The sequence below is a fragment of the Mesorhizobium silamurunense genome, assembly GCF_014843905.1.
In the GTDB taxonomy this organism is placed as follows: domain Bacteria; phylum Pseudomonadota; class Alphaproteobacteria; order Rhizobiales; family Rhizobiaceae; genus Mesorhizobium; species Mesorhizobium silamurunense.
Map to the genome: position 1 here is coordinate 48,702 of NZ_LPVS01000041.1, position 15,458 is coordinate 64,159.

Genomic DNA, 15,458 nt, shown 5'->3' on the forward strand with positions numbered 1-15,458 from the left:
CTTGAGGATCGAGACTACGCCCCGCCACCGGCTTCCTTCTGCGCCTCCTCCTGCCGTAGCGAGGCGATGAAGCGCTTGGTCCGTTCACGTTCTGGCCTGTCGAACAAGACCGAGGCCGGACCTTCCTCGACGACGACACCGGCATCGAGGAACACCACCTCCTGCGCGATCTTGGAGGCGAGCCTCAGGTCATGCGTGGCCATCACCATTGTCGTGCCTTCGCGGGCCAGTTGGCCGAGCACGTCGACCACTTCCTGCGCCAGCTCCGGATCGAGCGCCGAGGTCGGCTCGTCGCAAAGCAGCACGCGCGGCGATGGCGCCAGCGCCCGGGCGATCGCCACGCGCTGCTGCTGGCCGCCGGACAGCGTCGCCGGCCAGGCATCGGCCTTGTGCGCCATGCCGACCTTTTCGAGCAGCGCCGTCGCCCGCTCGCGCGCCCGCGCCTGCGGCCATTTCAGCACCGTCACCAGCCCTTCCATGACGTTCTCAATCGCGGTGCGATGCGGAAAGAGCTGGAAGTTCTGGAACACCATGCCGGTCTGCAGGCGCACGCGCTGGACATCCGCCGCCGGAACCTTGCCGCCGGGCCGGAACACAAGCGTCTCGTCGCCGATGCGCAAGGTGCCGGAGGTCGGAACCTCCAAGAGATTGATGCAGCGCAAAAGCGTGCTTTTTCCCCCGCCCGAAGGCCCGACCAGCGCCGTGACGCTGCCTTCGTCGATGCTGACGGTGACACCTTTCAGGACAAGATTGTCGCCGAAGCGCTTCTCGATGTTGGTGAGGCCGATCATGCATTGGCCTCCAGGAAGCCGCCATAGCGGTTGAGCCGCACCTCCAGCCGCGCCTGCAGCGCCGACAGCACCGAGCTCATCGCCAGATAGAGCGCAGCCGCCTCGACATAGAGGATCAGCGGCTCATAGGTGGTGGCGACCACGCGTTGCGCCGCCTGGAACATCTCGGGCACCGTTATTGCCGCCGCGAGCGAGGTGTCCTTGACCAGCGAGATGAAGGTATTGGAGAGCGGCGGCACCGCGACGCGGCCTGCTTGTGGGAGGATCGTGCGCCGCATCGCCTGGCTCCAGGTCATGCCGATCGAGTAGGAAGCCTCCCATTGCCCTTTCGGCACCGAGCCGATGACGGCGCGGATGATCTCCGACGTGTAGGCGCCGATGTTGAGCGTGAAGCCGATCAGCGCGGCGGGAAAAGCATCGAGCAGGACGCCGACCGACGGCAGGCCGTAGAAGATCAAAAACAGCTGCACCAAGAGCGGCGTGCCGCGAAAGATCCAGACATAGAACCGGGCGAGCGCGACCAGCGGCTTCGGGCCGAACAGCCTGATCAGCGCCGTGGCCAGCCCGGCGATAAGCCCCAAGGCGAAGGACAGCAGCGTCAGCGGCACGGTGAAGATCAATGCCGCCCATAGCAGCGTCGGCAATGATTCCAGCATCAATTGCAACCAATGCGGCACGAAGCCCTCTCTTTTCCGGATGCGAAAGCGTCTGCCCGGTATTTGGATGACTATCACGCAAAAACCGGCGGGCCGTCAAAGACGACCCGCCGGGATCAAAAGAACGAAGCTGTGTCTTACTGCGAGACGTCCTGGCCGAAATAGGTGTCGGCGATCTTCTTGTAGGTGCCGTCGGCCTTGATGTCGGCCAGCGCCTTGTTGATCGCCGCCACCAGTTCCGGGTCGCCCTTGCGCACGATGACGCCGGAATAATCGGCGTTCTCTTCCTGAGCGGCGATCTTCACATTGGCGTCGGGCTTATGCTTCTTGAAGTCCAGGAAGGACAGGCTGTCGTTGATGGTGGCGTCGGCGCGGCCCGTGAGCAGCAGCTGGATCGACTGGTCGAAGCCGTCGGTGCCGACCAGCTCGGCGCCGTTCTTCTCGGCGAGCTTGCCGAAATTCGAGGTCAGCGACTGTGCCGCTTTCTTGCCCTTGAGATCGGCGAAGGTCTTTATCTCGGTTTCGTCGCCGCGCACAATCAGCACCGCCTTGGAGGCGATGTAGGGATCGGAGAAATCATACTTGGCCTTGCGCGCGTCGGTGATGCCGACCTCATTGATGACGGCGTCGTAGCGGTTGGCGTCGAGACCGGCGATCAGGCCGTCCCACTTGCCTTCGAGGAACTGGGCCTTGACGCCGAGCTTCTCGGCGATCGCTTTGGCGATCTCGACGTCGAAGCCGACCAGCGCGCCGGATTCGTCATGATAGGTGAAGGGTGCGTAGGTGCCCTCCGTGCCGACCTTGATGACCCCTGCCTGCTTGATCTGGTCGAGATTGGCGCCGGCGTGACCGGCTGTAACCGCCAGAACCTGCAGCGTTCCGGCGACGAGGAGCGATTTGAGCCATTTCATTTTTCTGTGATCCCGTTTTGACCGGTGCCCCGGCGCATTGTGAGAGCCGCAAACTGACAGATAGATGTCCGCGAAATAAGGAACCAGATTTCAAAAATTGGCTCAGCCAGAAATCTGGTCCTCAATATCAACGCAAATCACAACAGGCGAACGCCCCGGGTCGATAACAAAACCGTGCGTGGCGCACTGCATGCGCGCCTCCGCCGCAACGGAACCATCCATGCGCCTGACACGTTGCAGGCTGTTGTAGGGCGCGGCAGCGTCTTTTCAACCGCCATCGGCGCAACGACCTCCAAGAGGAGCCGGCATGATCGAGGATGTGGCAGGGCGGACACTGGTCCGGGCGGCAATGAAGGCTCCCTATCTCGAGCGCGACGAGGAGCATCTCCTGGCCATACGCTGGAGGGAAAAAAACGACCAGGACGCGCTGCATCTGATCACCGTCGCCCATATGCGCCTAGTGATTTCGATGGCTTCTAAATTCCGCCATTACGGCCTGCCGCTCGGCGACCTGATCCAGGAAGGCCATGTCGGCCTGCTGGAAGCCGCGGCCCGCTTCGAGCCCGCCCGCGAAGTGCGTTTCTCGACCTATGCCACCTGGTGGATCCGCGCTTCGATGCAGGACTATATCCTGCGCAACTGGTCGATCGTGCGTGGCGGGACGAGCTCGGCGCAGAAGGCGCTGTTCTTCAATTTGAGAAGATTGCGCGCGCGGCTCGCCAACGGCGCCGAGCCGATCTCCAACGCCTCGCTCTATCGCGAGGTCTCGGCCGCGCTCGGCGTGCCGGAAGCCGACGTGGCGATGATGGATTCGCGCCTTTCGGCTCCCGACAGCTCCCTCAACACCCCGCTCGCCGACGAGAACGGCGCCGCCGAGCGGATGGATTTCCTGGTCTCGGAGGATCCGCTCCCCGACGAGGTCGTCGGCGAAACGATCGATATCGAGCGCCGCGCGGTCTGGCTGAAGAGCGCGCTCGGCGCGCTCAATGCGCGCGAGCTCCGGATCATCGAGGAGCGCCGGCTGAGCGACGACGGCGCCACCCTGGAATCGCTCGGCGAGGCGCTCGGCATCTCCAAGGAGCGCGTCCGCCAGATCGAAGCGCGGGCCATGGAGAAGCTGCGGGCGGCACTGGTCAAACAGAACCCTGAATTCCTGGCGGAAGCAGCCTGAGTAACAACTTCAAGTTGTTACTGTGAGATATTTTATCAAATAAAATATATCGTCGTCGCAGCAGGTTTTCTTCTTTTCCATATGTGCGTATTGTGAATTCTTTAACAGACCCGCGTGCCGCAACTGGTCTTTGTTGAATCAACAGATCATGTGTATGGGGGATTTGCCATGCTGCGATGTTGCGCCTTCCTTGCGGCCTTGATCCTCGTGAGCTTCACGGCGTTCGAAGCTCACGCCGATCGCAGGGTTGCCTTTGTGATCGGCAATTCCGAATACCGAAACATTCCGGCCCTCAGGAATCCGGACACGGAGGCCGAGGATGTCTCGAAGACGTTCCGTCTGGCCGGTTTCCAGGTGTTCGTCGCCAAGGACGTCACCAAGCTTCAGTTCGAGGAGCGGTTCCGCAACTATCTCGCCGCGGCGGACGGCGCCGATTTGGCGGTCGTCTATTATTCCGGCCACGGCTTGCAGATCGGCGGCGAGAATTTCCTGATCCCGGTCGATGCCTCGCTCAAGGAAGCCGCGGACATCGAAGTCCAGGCGATCAAGCTCGACGACATACTGGAGCAACTGCGATCCAAATCGAAGATCCAGATCGTCATCCTGGATGCCTGTCGCAACAATCCGTTCCCGCGCAAGGACTATTGGCTCAGGGACCAGCTGATCGCTGCCAGCGGCACAGGGCTCGCTGAGGTGAAAAGCTCGCAAAACACGCTCATTGCCTTCGCCACCGGGCCTGGTGCGATCGCCTATGACGGCACGGGGGACCTCAGCCCGTTTTCGTCCGCCTTTTCCCGCCGAGCGCTGGCGCCGAACCAGGAGATCCGCACGGTGATGGCCGCCGTACGTCGCGACGTGGTCGCGGCCACCAAAGGCAGGCAGGTCCCCTGGGAGAATTCCTCGCTGATCGACGAGGTGGTGCTGATGCGCCGCGCCAGCCGCCCAGCGCTGCCGCCGGTGCTGGAGAAAGTCGTGCCGTCGGGCGTCGGGCCTGTCGCGCTGGGCCTGCCGGAACCGCTGGATGTCGATGGCGCCGCGGTGACTGTCAGCATCGAGAAGGCGCCGGCGTTCGGACGCCTGATGCTGGATGGCAAGCCGGTCGCAATTGGCAGGCCGATACAGGGCAAGGATTTGCCGCGTCTGAAGATGGACGCGCCCAAGGTGGTTGGCGCGTCGGAGCAAGTGGATACGCTGGCCTACATTACCCATAACGACTGGGGCGGCGAATCCCAGGGCATCCTGTTGTTGCGGGTCAAGAACGGCGAGAATGCCGAGGGCCAGCAGATCATGGCCTCGCTCAAGGCCGAGCAGAAGCAACAAAGATTGGAGCGCGGCCTCCGCATCACCGGGGTCGCCGAGGCAATCGAGAACCGTGACGTCAGCGTCCCTGTCGGTGTCGGGCCGGTGCCGCTGAAGCTGGATTTCCCGACCAAGGATCCCGCCGTCAGCCTGAAGCTCGCGAACTATCCGGCAACCGGAACGCTGTCCCTGCCGGATCGGACCTTGTCTCCGGATTCAAGCCTGATGGCCGATGAAGTCGACCATTTGCGTTACGAACCGCAGATCGGCTCGGCAGCTCCCGTCGAGGTCGGCTTCGAAATCCGCGCCGGCAACGCGTCCAAGCCGGCGACGATGAAGCTGTCGCCAAGCATCGACCCTTGCGATCAGGCAGCGGGAGAGCCGCTCGACCTGCAGGGCGTCGCCCCCGGCAGGCTGCCGAACGAGATCGGCGGCGGAGCAGTGGAAGCCTGCGAGGCGGCAGTGAAGGCCTATCCCGATGTCGCCCGCTTCCACTACGCACTCGGACGGGCGCTGCTGGCAGCCGGCAAGGTCGACGAGGCCAGGAAGGCCATTCAGGATGCTGCCGACAAGGGACATGTCCGGGCCGTCTTCGAGCTCGGCTATGTCGCTTCGTCCGGAATTGGAACGGCCGTGGATTTCACGAAAGCAAACGGCTTCTACTCGGAAGCGTCCGACAAGGGAGACCCTTACGCGATGGCCGCCTGGGGACGCGCCTTGTTCAACGGTCTCGGCGTCGAGCGCGATACACGCAAGGGCTTGGACCTGCTGCTCAAGGCAGCGGCGATGGGCCAGATCAACGCCATGAACGATCTGGCAGTGATCTTCCAGGAGGGCCGCAATGGGGTGCCCGCCGACCCGGCCCGCGCCTTGGCTTTCCTCAGAGCCGGCATCGAGCGGCAAGACGCGTATTCGATGAGCATTCTCGGTCTCCCCGCGCGCAGCGCCTTAGTGGTCGCGGTGTGCAAGCCCAAGGTCGTGCGGAAAATAATCACGAAGATAAAGGTGGTCCAAATACCCACGCCAACGACGCCACCGATCACCTCGACACCGGTCAAACCAATACAGAAAGATACCGGACCGGCGCTCTGGCGCGGCAGTGGCGGCGATCATCCCGAACCCCGCGGCGGCAATAGCGGCGGCTCTGACAGCGGCAGCTCTGACAGCAGCAGCGGCAGCTCCGACACCGGCAGCACCGGCACCTCTGATACTGGCAGCACCGGCACCTCTGATACCGGCAGCACCGGCACCTCTGATATCGGCAGCACCAGCGGTTTCGACAGCGTCAGCACAGGGTTCTGACGGATAGCAGCAGCGATGGCCTGCGCGGGGCCGACCGAATAGACAGCGTCGAGCCGTTTCCCGGCGCAAGCTGCCCGAACGCGGCCGCCGGCCCTATTTGTCGGTGACGATCTTGACCTTGTCGCCGGCCGACACGGTCGCGCCGGGCGACATTGCATTCAGCACGCGGAAGAGGTCGAGCTTGCGGTCGACGCCGACCATCTGGGCGGCAAGCGTGCCCATGTTCTGGCCGGGCTGCACGGTGACCACCCGGATATGCAGCGGCTTCAGCGCCGCCTTCTCGGTTGCGCTCAACGTGCGGAACGAACCGCTGACAGAGCGCGCGACCGGCTCCAGCGCGGTGCTGGCCGAAGGTGCGGCGGTCAGCAGCCGGTAGACCTGCCCGCCGGCGCGGATCACCGCGATATCGAACTGCCACCCTTGCGCGGTTGCATGCGCCATCGCCGCCTCGTTGCCGTTGACCATTTCCTGGCGGACAGTCGAGTCGTCCAGTCCGGCGACCCAGCCGCTGCGGATGTAGTCGGTCAGCGAGACCGACTTGTTGATCGCCACGCCGTCGAAGCGGATGGCGATGTCGCCCGGACCGGTCGCGGTCACGGCGGCCGCCGAATTGTCGATGACGAAGCCGTCCGGCACGGAGAACGACACGCCAAGGCCCGGATGCAGGAAGGTCTGCCCGCGCACATAGCCTTCTTCCGGCGTGTCGCCGTAGAGCAGGCCGTCTATGCCAGCGAGGAAGGCGTCGCGGTCGCGCGTGCCGACACCGGGCGGGCCGAAATTGCGGGCGAGGCGCTGCGCCAGCTCGATGCGCTGCGGCGTGTTGGGATGCGTGGCCAGGAAGTCGAGGCTGGCATCGGTGGCGCCGCTGACCGAGCGGAAATCGGTATAAGCCGACATCGACTGCAGGAAGCGGCCGGCCGCGTAGGGATCGTAGCCAGCCTCGCCGATCGACTTGATGCCGATGGCGTCGGCCTGAAGTTCCTGGTTGCGCGAGAATTGCGCCAGCTTCAGCTTGCCGCGGATGAGTGCGGCCTTGGCTGTCGGGCTGTCGCCGAGCACATCGGAGACGACCTTGGTCGCCAATCCCTCCTCGGCCTCGAGCTGCTGCCGCTGCAGGCCGTGATTGGCGGTGACGTGGCCCATCTCATGCGCGATGACGGCCGCGAGCTCCGAGGAATCGTTGGCCAGCGCCAAGAGCCCGCGCGTGACATAGAGATAGCCGCCCGGCAGCGCGAAGGCGTTGACGTTGGGCGAATTGAGAATGGTGATGCGATAGGTCTGCGTCGGGTTGGCCGACACCACCGTCAAATTGCCGACGACCTTGGCCACCATGCGCTCGAGCTTCGGATCGGAATATTCGCCGCCATAGGTGGCGAGAATTCGCGGATGCTGCGCTTTCGCCATCTCGGCAAGCTTGGCGTTGGCGACGACATTGTCGACCGTGATCGGCTTATCCGAGGGCTGGAAACCGGACTCCTGCACGTCCGGCGGTGTGAACATCTGGCAGCTCGCCAGCGCCACGGCAAAGCCGGCCATCGCGAAAAATCGCGCCAGCGGCCTCGTCCACGCACTCTCGATGCCGGTCGTCAGATCGGCTTCCTTTCGAAATCTTTCGGCAAATCACGGCCACTCCGGACCAGCATGGCCGGACCTAGCCACACTCCCCCGGACAAGGCAAGCAAACGCCGGATTACCCGCAGCCGGTTTGGCCGTAAATTATGTCCGCTTCCGGGCAATATGTTGTGATCCGGCAACGCTGCCGCCTCGATCGCCGATATAGCGCCGGAAGGCGTCCGGTCCAGAGCCGTCGAAGAAATCGGCGGCCGACCCCGTTGCCGCGACCCTGCCCTCGTCGACAAACACTATCTCCTGGCCGATGCGGCGCGCGTCCTCCGGCTGGTGCGTGACGAAAAGCACCGTCATCTGCCGCTCGGCATGGATGCCGGCCACAAGGTCGAGCATGTCGTCGCGCAGTGCAGGGCCGAGCGAGGCGAAAGGCTCGTCGAGCAGCAGCACCGGACGGTCGCGCAGGAGCACCCTTGCCAGCGCGACGCGCTGCCGCTCGCCGCCCGAAAGCTCGCGCGGCAGCCGCTTCTCCTTGCCGGCAAGGCCGACGCGCGCCAGCGCCTCCGACACCGCATGGCGGTCGGCGGCAGAGAGCTTGAGCGATGGCGAGCGGCCGAGCCCGACATTGCCTTCGACCGAAAGATGGGCAAACAGATTGTTTTCCTGGAACACCATCGACACCGGCCGCGCGGAAGGCGCAGTGTCGCCGACATCGATTCCGCCGATCAGCACCTTGCCGGCGCCGGGCGATTCGAAGCCGGCGACCAGATTGAGCAGCGTCGACTTGCCTGAACCGCTCGGCCCCATGACAGCGGTGATCCTGCCGGCGGCGAATTCGGCATCGAAGCCGAACGATGCCTCGCTATAGCTGAACGAAACGTCGTCCAGCGTCACGGCCAGCGCCTTCTCCGCCGCTATGCCATTGTTTGCCGTTGTCATGCCTTTGCTTCCCGCCCCAGCCAGTCGGCGGCGATAACCAGCATCAGGCAAACGAGGCCGAGCAGCAAGGCAAGCCCCGCGGCGTCGGCGGTCCGGTAGCTGCCCATGCGCGCGAGCAAGAGATAGGGCAAGGTCTGCACCGAATCGCTGCCGAACAGCGCGATCACGCCGAGGTCGCCGAGCGACAGCGCCATGGCGAAGGCAAAGCCGGTGGCTAAAGGCCGCCGAAGCGAAGGCCAGTCGACCAGGCGTAGCCGGTTCCAGCCGGAAATGCCGAGCGCCAGGCAGAGCCGCTCATGGCGCTCGCTCGCCGCGTCGTAGGCCGGGCGAACGGCGCGGATGGCGAACGGCATCGCCATAACCGCGTTGACGGCAACGACCATGACGGGTGCGATGGCGAACACATCCGTGATGTTGCGCAAAGCCAGGAACCAGCCGGCGCCGACCACGATCGGCGGCACGACGAGCACGAAACCGGCGCCGGTGTCGGCGGCATGCTCGAGCAGCGACGTAGCGCTGCCCGCACGCCGCAAGGCCAACGCGCGCCGGGCGGCGATCAGCGAGAGTGACAGCGTCACCGAAAGCAGCGCCGAGAAGAAAGAGAGCCCGGCGCTGGTGAGCGTCGCTCGGCGCACGGCGTCCTCGCCGGCCAGCCGGCCGAGATCCGCCCCCAGCCCGGCGAGCACGGTCGCCGCCATCGGCCCGGCGACGAACAGCAAGGCAAACGCAATCAGGCCGGCATTCAGCAGCGTTTCGGCCTTGCCGGTCGCAAGATAGCGGCGTGGCGCCACCGGCAGATTGGCATCGCCGACCGTGTTGGCGCCGAGCCGCGTCAGCATGGCGACCACGACGAAGGTCAGGACGATCTGAAGGAACGTCAGTGTCACGGCCCGCGCAGGATCGAAATCGAAGCGCAGCGCCTGGTAGATCGCGACCTCCAGCGTCGTCGCCGCCGGTCCGCCGCCCAGCGTCAGCACGATGGTGAAGGAGGTGATGCAGAGCATGAAGACCAGCCCGGCGACGCCCGGCAATGCCGCGCGCAGCGCCGGCCATTCGATCAGCCGCAACGCCGGCCAAGCCCCCATGCCGAGCTGGCTCGCTAGCCGCCACTGGTCGGCGGGCACGGTGCCGAGCGCCTCCAGGAACAGGCGCGTGGCCAAAGGCAGGTTGAAGAAGACATGCGCGACGAGGATACCGGACAGGCCGTAGATGCCGGGCCATTCCTGACCGCCAAGGCCGCCGAGGACGCCGGCAAAATAGCCGGCATGGCCGTAGAGCGCCAACACGCCGAGCGCCGCAACGATTGCCGGCAGCGCCAGCGGCACGGTGAAGAGCTGCAGCATCAGGCGACGCCCGGGAAACTTCGGGTGCCGGGACAGAGCGCGCGCCACCAGCAGCGCCGGCGCGACCGACAGCAATGTGGATAGCAGCGCCTGCCACAGCGTGAAGCGGGCGACGCGCAAGAGATAGCTGTCGAAGGCGCCGGCAGCGCCCGACGGGTCGCGGGCGCCTTCGAGGATGAGTCCGGCGAAGGCGCCGCCGATGAGCACGGCGACTGCCGCAAGGGCGACGATGCCGGCGGTTATGCGGGAATCAGGCGCCGGCCTGCCACCCTCCCCCTTGTGGGGAGGGTCGGTGAGCGGATGCCGCGAAGCGGCATCAGCGAACCGGGGCGGGGGTGAGGAAGTCCGCAACGTCGCTACCCCCACCCCGCTCCGCTTCGCGGATCGACCCTCCCCACAAGGGGGAAGGTGAAAGGCGCAGTCACTTGCTCATCGCCGCCAGCCATTCATCCACCCAAGCCTTGCGGTTGGCCGCGACCTCCTCCGGGCTGAACAGCAGGGTCTTGGTTGGCTTCACCAGTTTGTCGAAGGCAGGATTGAGCGGCTTGTCGGTCTTGCCGGCCGGGAACATCCAGTTGGTCTCGGGGATGACGTCCTGGAATTTCGGCCCTGTCATGAAGGCAATGAACTTTTCCGCCAGCGGGTTCTTCGCGCCGGTCGTGGTGATGCCGGCGACCTCGATCTGCAGGTACTCGCCCTCCTCGAAGGACGCCGCCTGGTAGCGCTCGGTGTTCTCGGCCACCATGTGGTAGGCCGGCGAGGTGGTGTAGGACAGCACCATCGGCGCCTCGCCCTTGGTGAACAGGCCGTAGGCCTCGCTCCAGCCCGGCGTCACGGTGAGCACTTTTGCCTTGAGCTTCGCCCATGCTTCCGGCGCCTTGTCGCCATAGACCGACTTCACCCACAACAGCAGCCCCAGGCCCGGCGTCGAGGTGCGCGGATCCTGGATGACGATCTTGTCGGCGCCGGCGCCCTCGACCAGTTCCTTCAGGCTTTTCGGCGGGCTCTTCAGCTTTTCGGTATCGTAGACGACGGCGAAATAGCCGTAGTCGAAGGGCACGAAGGTATCATCGCTCCAGCCACCCGGCACATTGATGCCGGACACTTCGCCATGCGGCGCGAACAGCCCGCTCGCCTTGGCGTCGGCCGTCAGGTTGGTGTCGAGGCCGAGCACGACATCGGCCTTGGTGCCGGCGCCCTCCAGCTTGACGCGATTGAGCAGCGCCACGCCGTCGGCGACAGATACGAATTCGAGATCACAGCCGCATTCGGCTTCGAATTCCTTCTTCACCCCAGGTCCCGGACCCCAGTCGGCGGTGAAGCTTTCATAGGTATAGACGGTGAGCTTGTCCTTCGCCTCGGCGGGCCCGATGCCTGCCAGAAGTGAAACAACGCCCGTTGCGAGAATAAGCTGGGACAACAGTGAGCGCATCGGCGCCTCCTTCGTTCGCGTTAAAGGAATTGAGGCGTCGGATGGTCCGAAACGTCTAATCCCTCCGCCGGTACAAACCGGATCAGGTTCAGCGGGTTGGCTTTGTCGCCTCTCAGCCGGTTCGCAAAGTCAGCGTCCGGCACCCCGTTAGAGCGTTTCGAGACATAGGCCCGGCCGATGCGGGGCGCAAGCGGAAGTTTGCCTGGCATCCAATGCATCACGGCTTACTCTGGAACGCAGCGCCGTTCCGTTTGGATGCGCCTGGCTTCCGTTTCGCGGGCGGGGCTGGTAAGGGCGACGCCCATGGGCACATTCACCATCCTGCTTGGCGGCGACCTCGTGCGCACGCCTCGGCTCGATCGCCAGATCGAAGGCTCCCGCGTCATCGCGGCCGACGGCGGCATCGGCCATGCCCGCATGCTTGGCTTGGTGCCGGAGCTGTGGGTCGGCGATTTCGACTCCGTGCCGGCGAACCTGCCGGAGGATCTTGCCGCCGTGCCGCGCAAGATCTTTCCGGCTGAAAAGGACATGACGGACGGCGAGCTCGCCATCGCCGAGGCGCTTGCGCGCGGCGCCACGCGCCTGGTGCTGGCCGGCGCCTTCGGCGGCAAGCGCGCCGACCATGCCTTCCTGCATCTGGCTCTAAGCGTGCGGCTGGCCGAGGCAGGCACGACGGTGCTGCTGACCAGCGGCGCGCAGGAAGGCGTGCCCATCCTGCCGGGCAAGGCCGGCTTCGACTATGCCGACGGCACGCTGTTTTCGGTGCTCGGCTTTTCCGAACTCGCCGGCCTGACGGTCTCCGGCGCCAAGTGGCCGCTTGACCGTGTCGAGGTGGCGTTCGGCTCCTCGCTCACTATATCAAACGAGGTCAAGGGCCGGCTCGAGATCGCGCTCGAGCGTGGCCGGGCGCTGCTGCTCGCCCACCCCTATCCTCTTCCCGAAAGCTGACATGGCTCCGCCTCTTCTCAATCTCGACGGCATAAAATTGACCTTTGGCGGCACGCCGCTGCTCGACGGTGCTGCGCTCAGTGCCTCCGCCGGCGAGAAGATCGCGCTGGTCGGCCGCAACGGTTCCGGCAAGTCGACGCTGCTCAAGATCGCCGCCGGGATGATCGAGCCGCAGGATGGCGAGGTCTTCCGCCAGCCTTCGGCGACGGTTCGCTATTTGCCGCAAATGCCTGACATGGATGGCTTTGCCTCTGTGCGCGCCTATGTCGAGGCAGGGCTGAGCCCGGCCGACGATCCGCATCGCGCCACCTATCTGATGGACCATCTCGGCCTGACCGGCGAGGAACGGCCGGACGACCTTTCCGGCGGCGAGGCGCGCCGCGCGGCGCTTGCCCGCGTCATGGCGCCCGAGCCCGACATCCTGCTGCTCGACGAGCCGACCAACCATCTCGACCTGTCGGTCATCGAATGGCTGGAAGAGGAGCTTGCCCGCACCTCGTCCGCCGTCATCCTGATCTCGCACGACCGCCGCTTCCTCGAGCGCGTCTCGCGCGCCACGGTCTGGCTCGACCGCGGCCAGACGCGGCGGCTGGATAAGGGGTTTGCGCATTTCGAGGAATGGCGCGACCAGGTGCTGGAAGAGGAAGAGCGCGAGCAGCATAAGCTTGGTCGCCAGATCGTGCGCGAGGAGCATTGGCTGCGCTACGGCGTGACGGCGAGGCGCAAGCGCAACATGCGCCGGTTGGGCGAACTCCAGGCCATGCGCCAGCGCTTCCGCAGCCATCGCGGCGCCGAGGGCTCGGCGACCATGGTGGCGAGCGACGCCGCCGAATCCGGCAAGCTGGTGATCGAGGCCAAGAACATCGAGAAAAGTTTTGGCGACCTGACCGTGGTCAAGGGTTTTTCGACCCGCATCCAGCGCGGCGACCGTGTTGGCCTGGTCGGCCCCAACGGCGCCGGCAAGACGACGCTGCTCAAGATGCTGACCGGCGAGCTGGCGCCGGACGCGGGCGCCGTGCGGCTCGGCGTCAATCTGGAGATCGCGACGCTCGACCAGAAGCGCGAAGCCGTCGACCCGCAGGAGACGCTGGCACATTATCTCACCGACGGGCGCAGCGAGAACCTTGTGGTCAATGGCGAGCAGCGCCACGTCGTCTCCTATATGAAGGATTTCCTGTTCAAACCGGAGCAGGCGCGCACGCCGGTGCGCGAGCTTTCGGGCGGCGAGCGGGCGCGTCTCCTGCTTGCCCGCGTGCTGGCCAGGCCCGCCAACCTCCTGGTGCTCGACGAGCCGACCAACGACCTCGACATGGAGACGCTGGAGCTGTTGCAGGAGCTCGTCGCAGGCTTTGCCGGCACGGTGATCCTGGTCAGCCACGACCGCGATTTCCTCGACCGCACCGTCACCAGCGTCATCGCGCCCCACGGCGGCGGCCGCTGGATCGAATATGCCGGCGGCTATTCCGACATGCTGGCGCAGCGCGGCGGCTCGAGGCTGGAGGATCGCAGGGCAAGACCCAGGGCCGAAGCCACGGACGCAAACGCCGCGCCCAAGACTGAGCAGGCCACCTCGAAAGGCCCGGCGAAGAAACTCTCGTTCAAGCAGAAGTTCGCGCTGGAATCCCTGCCGAAGAAGATCGAGGCGGTGACGGCCTCGATCTCCAGGCTGGAGAACAACATCGCCGACCCATCCTTCTACGAGCGCGACCCGGTCTCTTTCCAGAAGACCATCGCCGCTCTCGACAAGGAACGGACGACGCTGGCGGCACTTGAGGAAGAGTGGCTGGAGCTGGAGATGCTGCGGGAGGAGATGGAGGGGTGACGACTTGCCTGCATGCATTTATGCGCTTATCTTATGCGCATAAATGCAGAGGTATGCTATGCTCCAATCAACTGCGAAACCGCAACGCAAATCGGTCAACACCTCGATTGATTCCAGATTGATCGAAGAGGCCAAGGCATTGGGCATCAACATGTCTCGCGCTGCCGAGCAAGGAATAGCGAAGGCGATTTCTGCCGAAAAGACGCGTCGCTGGCAGGAGGAGAACACGAAGGCGATTTCTGCCGAAAAGACGCGTCGCTGGCAGGAGGAGAACAAGGAGGCGCTGGAAAGCTCCAACGACTACGTCAAGCGCAACGGTCTGCCTTTGGCCAAATACCGGCTGTTTTGATGGCTCGTTATGATTTCTACCGAAGCGCTGGAAGCGATGGTTATCTTCTCGATGTCCAGTCCGACCTGCTGGAGCACCTCGACACCAAAGTAGTCGTCCCGCTCTTGCCGCCCAACATGGCGCCGTTGCCAGCCCACCGGCTGAACCCGACCTTCAAGATCGATGGCAAAGACCACGTGATGGTCACCCAATTCATGTCGGCTTTGATGGCTTCCGAACTGCGAGCGGCAGAAGGAAATCTTGCCAGACACCACGACGAAATCGTCGTCGCCCTCGATATGGTGTTCCAAGGCTTCTGAGCACTACCCCGACGTCTTTGCCGCCCAGGCCTTCAGCGCCTCGTCAAAGACCTTCTCGCCGGGGATCCCCTTTTCCATGGTGAGCAGCGCACGACGTCCGGTCTTGTAGACCACCGGCACGTCGATCCAGTCCTGTCCCCTGAGCAGCGTCAGATTGGCGTCCTCGTCGGCCTTGGTGTCGTTGAGCGCGACAAGGAAGAAGCCGTCGGCGATCTTGGCCGGGATGCCGATCAGCGGGCTGCCGGCATCCTGCTCCGAGCTCTTCATGGCGATGCGCAGGATGTTGTCGACGCCGCCGCCGTCAAACCCTTCCGGCGTCAGGAAGATCATCTCGATGATGTGGCTGGCCGGCAGGGTCTGGTCGGTGTTGCGCCGGATGGTCATGCGTAGCTGGATGTCCTTGCCGGGAATCGCCGCCTCGGCGCGGATCGCCGGCTCCGGCGGCAGCTCCCCGCCCGGCGATTCCTGCACCAGCGACCAGACGATGCTGCCGGGCTCGGCTGTGCCCTGCTGCGTGCTGGTGCGCTCCTCATAGAAGATCGCCTTCTGGCCGACCGGCACGGTCGCCTGGGCCGTCGCCGGCGCGGGCGTGGTTCCGGCGGCGGGCGGCGTGGTGGTGCCGGCCGCTGG

The 15,458-nt window shown here is 64.8% G+C and carries 13 protein-coding genes, 1 pseudogene and 1 riboswitch; of the genes and pseudogenes, 6 read left to right on the forward strand and 8 right to left on the reverse strand.

What is annotated here, in order from left to right; genetic code table 11:
• Positions 1–14: 14 nt before the first annotated feature.
• From AU465_RS11860 to AU465_RS11870, 3 genes are all read right to left on the reverse strand, one after another.
• On the reverse strand, positions 15–791 hold the full coding sequence (locus tag AU465_RS11860) for an amino acid ABC transporter ATP-binding protein (RefSeq protein ID WP_192247114.1): 777 nt from the start codon (positions 789–791) through the stop codon (positions 15–17).
• A complete protein-coding gene (locus AU465_RS11865; RefSeq protein ID WP_192247116.1) occupies positions 788–1,468 on the reverse strand; it encodes an ABC transporter permease subunit in 681 nt (226 codons plus the stop codon). The genes AU465_RS11860 and AU465_RS11865 overlap by 4 nt, the downstream gene beginning before the upstream one ends.
• Positions 1,469–1,584: 116 nt before the next feature.
• Positions 1,585–2,358, reverse strand: coding sequence for an amino acid ABC transporter substrate-binding protein (locus AU465_RS11870; RefSeq protein ID WP_192247118.1), 774 nt, complete (start codon positions 2,356–2,358; stop codon positions 1,585–1,587).
• 307 nt (positions 2,359–2,665) lie between these two features.
• Here AU465_RS11870 and AU465_RS11875 point away from each other — a divergent pair, with 307 nt between their 5' ends.
• Together AU465_RS11875 and AU465_RS11880 are read left to right on the forward strand one after the other, a co-directional pair.
• Positions 2,666–3,529: an RNA polymerase factor sigma-32 gene (locus AU465_RS11875; RefSeq protein ID WP_192247121.1), complete on the forward strand. Its 864-nt coding sequence runs from the start codon at positions 2,666–2,668 to the stop codon at positions 3,527–3,529.
• 168 nt (positions 3,530–3,697) lie between these two features.
• Positions 3,698–6,130 carry a caspase family protein gene (locus AU465_RS11880; RefSeq protein WP_192247123.1) on the forward strand — a complete coding sequence of 811 codons (2,433 nt, stop codon included), beginning with the start codon at positions 3,698–3,700 and terminating at the stop codon, positions 6,128–6,130.
• A 93-nt stretch (positions 6,131–6,223) separates the two neighbouring features.
• Here the strand turns inward: AU465_RS11880 and AU465_RS11885 are convergent, their stop codons facing one another.
• The 4 genes from AU465_RS11885 to thiB all read right to left on the reverse strand — a co-directional run bounded on the left by AU465_RS11885 (position 6,224) and on the right by thiB (position 11,410).
• The gene (locus AU465_RS11885) at positions 6,224–7,666 is read right to left on the reverse strand and encodes a M48 family metalloprotease (protein WP_192247124.1); all 1,443 of its coding nucleotides are present in this window, start codon (positions 7,664–7,666) and stop codon (positions 6,224–6,226) included.
• 180 nt (positions 7,667–7,846) lie between these two features.
• A complete protein-coding gene (gene thiQ, locus AU465_RS11890) occupies positions 7,847–8,635 on the reverse strand; it encodes a thiamine ABC transporter ATP-binding protein (protein ID WP_192247126.1) in 789 nt (262 codons plus the stop codon).
• The gene (gene thiP, locus AU465_RS11895; RefSeq protein ID WP_312891242.1) at positions 8,632–10,221 is read right to left on the reverse strand and encodes a thiamine/thiamine pyrophosphate ABC transporter permease; all 1,590 of its coding nucleotides are present in this window, start codon (positions 10,219–10,221) and stop codon (positions 8,632–8,634) included. Before thiP ends, thiQ begins: the two co-directional genes overlap by 4 nt.
• Positions 10,222–10,399: 178 nt before the next feature.
• Positions 10,400–11,410 (reverse strand): thiamine ABC transporter substrate binding subunit, encoded by a 1,011-nt coding sequence (thiB, locus tag AU465_RS11900; RefSeq protein WP_192247130.1) that lies wholly within the window; start codon positions 11,408–11,410, stop codon positions 10,400–10,402.
• Between the two features lie 42 nt (positions 11,411–11,452).
• Positions 11,453–11,567, reverse strand: a riboswitch (TPP riboswitch).
• 146 nt (positions 11,568–11,713) lie between these two features.
• On the opposite strand from thiB, the gene AU465_RS11905 reads away from it, so the two are divergent.
• Genes AU465_RS11905 through AU465_RS11920 form a run of 4 tightly spaced genes read left to right on the forward strand, consistent with a single transcriptional unit; the run spans position 11,714 to position 14,828 of the window.
• Positions 11,714–12,358, forward strand: coding sequence for a thiamine diphosphokinase (locus AU465_RS11905; RefSeq protein ID WP_192247132.1), 645 nt, complete (start codon positions 11,714–11,716; stop codon positions 12,356–12,358).
• 1 nt (position 12,359) lies between these two features.
• Positions 12,360–14,180, forward strand: coding sequence for an ABC-F family ATP-binding cassette domain-containing protein (locus AU465_RS11910; RefSeq protein WP_192247139.1), 1,821 nt, complete (start codon positions 12,360–12,362; stop codon positions 14,178–14,180).
• A gap of 58 nt (positions 14,181–14,238) precedes the next feature.
• Positions 14,239–14,529, forward strand: a complete 291-nt coding sequence (locus AU465_RS11915; protein WP_192247141.1) for a type II toxin-antitoxin system CcdA family antitoxin — start codon at positions 14,239–14,241, stop codon at positions 14,527–14,529.
• Positions 14,529–14,828 carry a CcdB family protein gene (locus AU465_RS11920; protein WP_192247143.1) on the forward strand — a complete coding sequence of 100 codons (300 nt, stop codon included), beginning with the start codon at positions 14,529–14,531 and terminating at the stop codon, positions 14,826–14,828. Before AU465_RS11915 ends, AU465_RS11920 begins: the two co-directional genes overlap by 1 nt.
• Before the next feature lie 3 nt (positions 14,829–14,831).
• Here AU465_RS11920 and AU465_RS11925 read toward each other — a convergent pair.
• Positions 14,832–15,458 (reverse strand): annotated as a pseudogene (locus AU465_RS11925) (hypothetical protein); the annotation flags it as partial.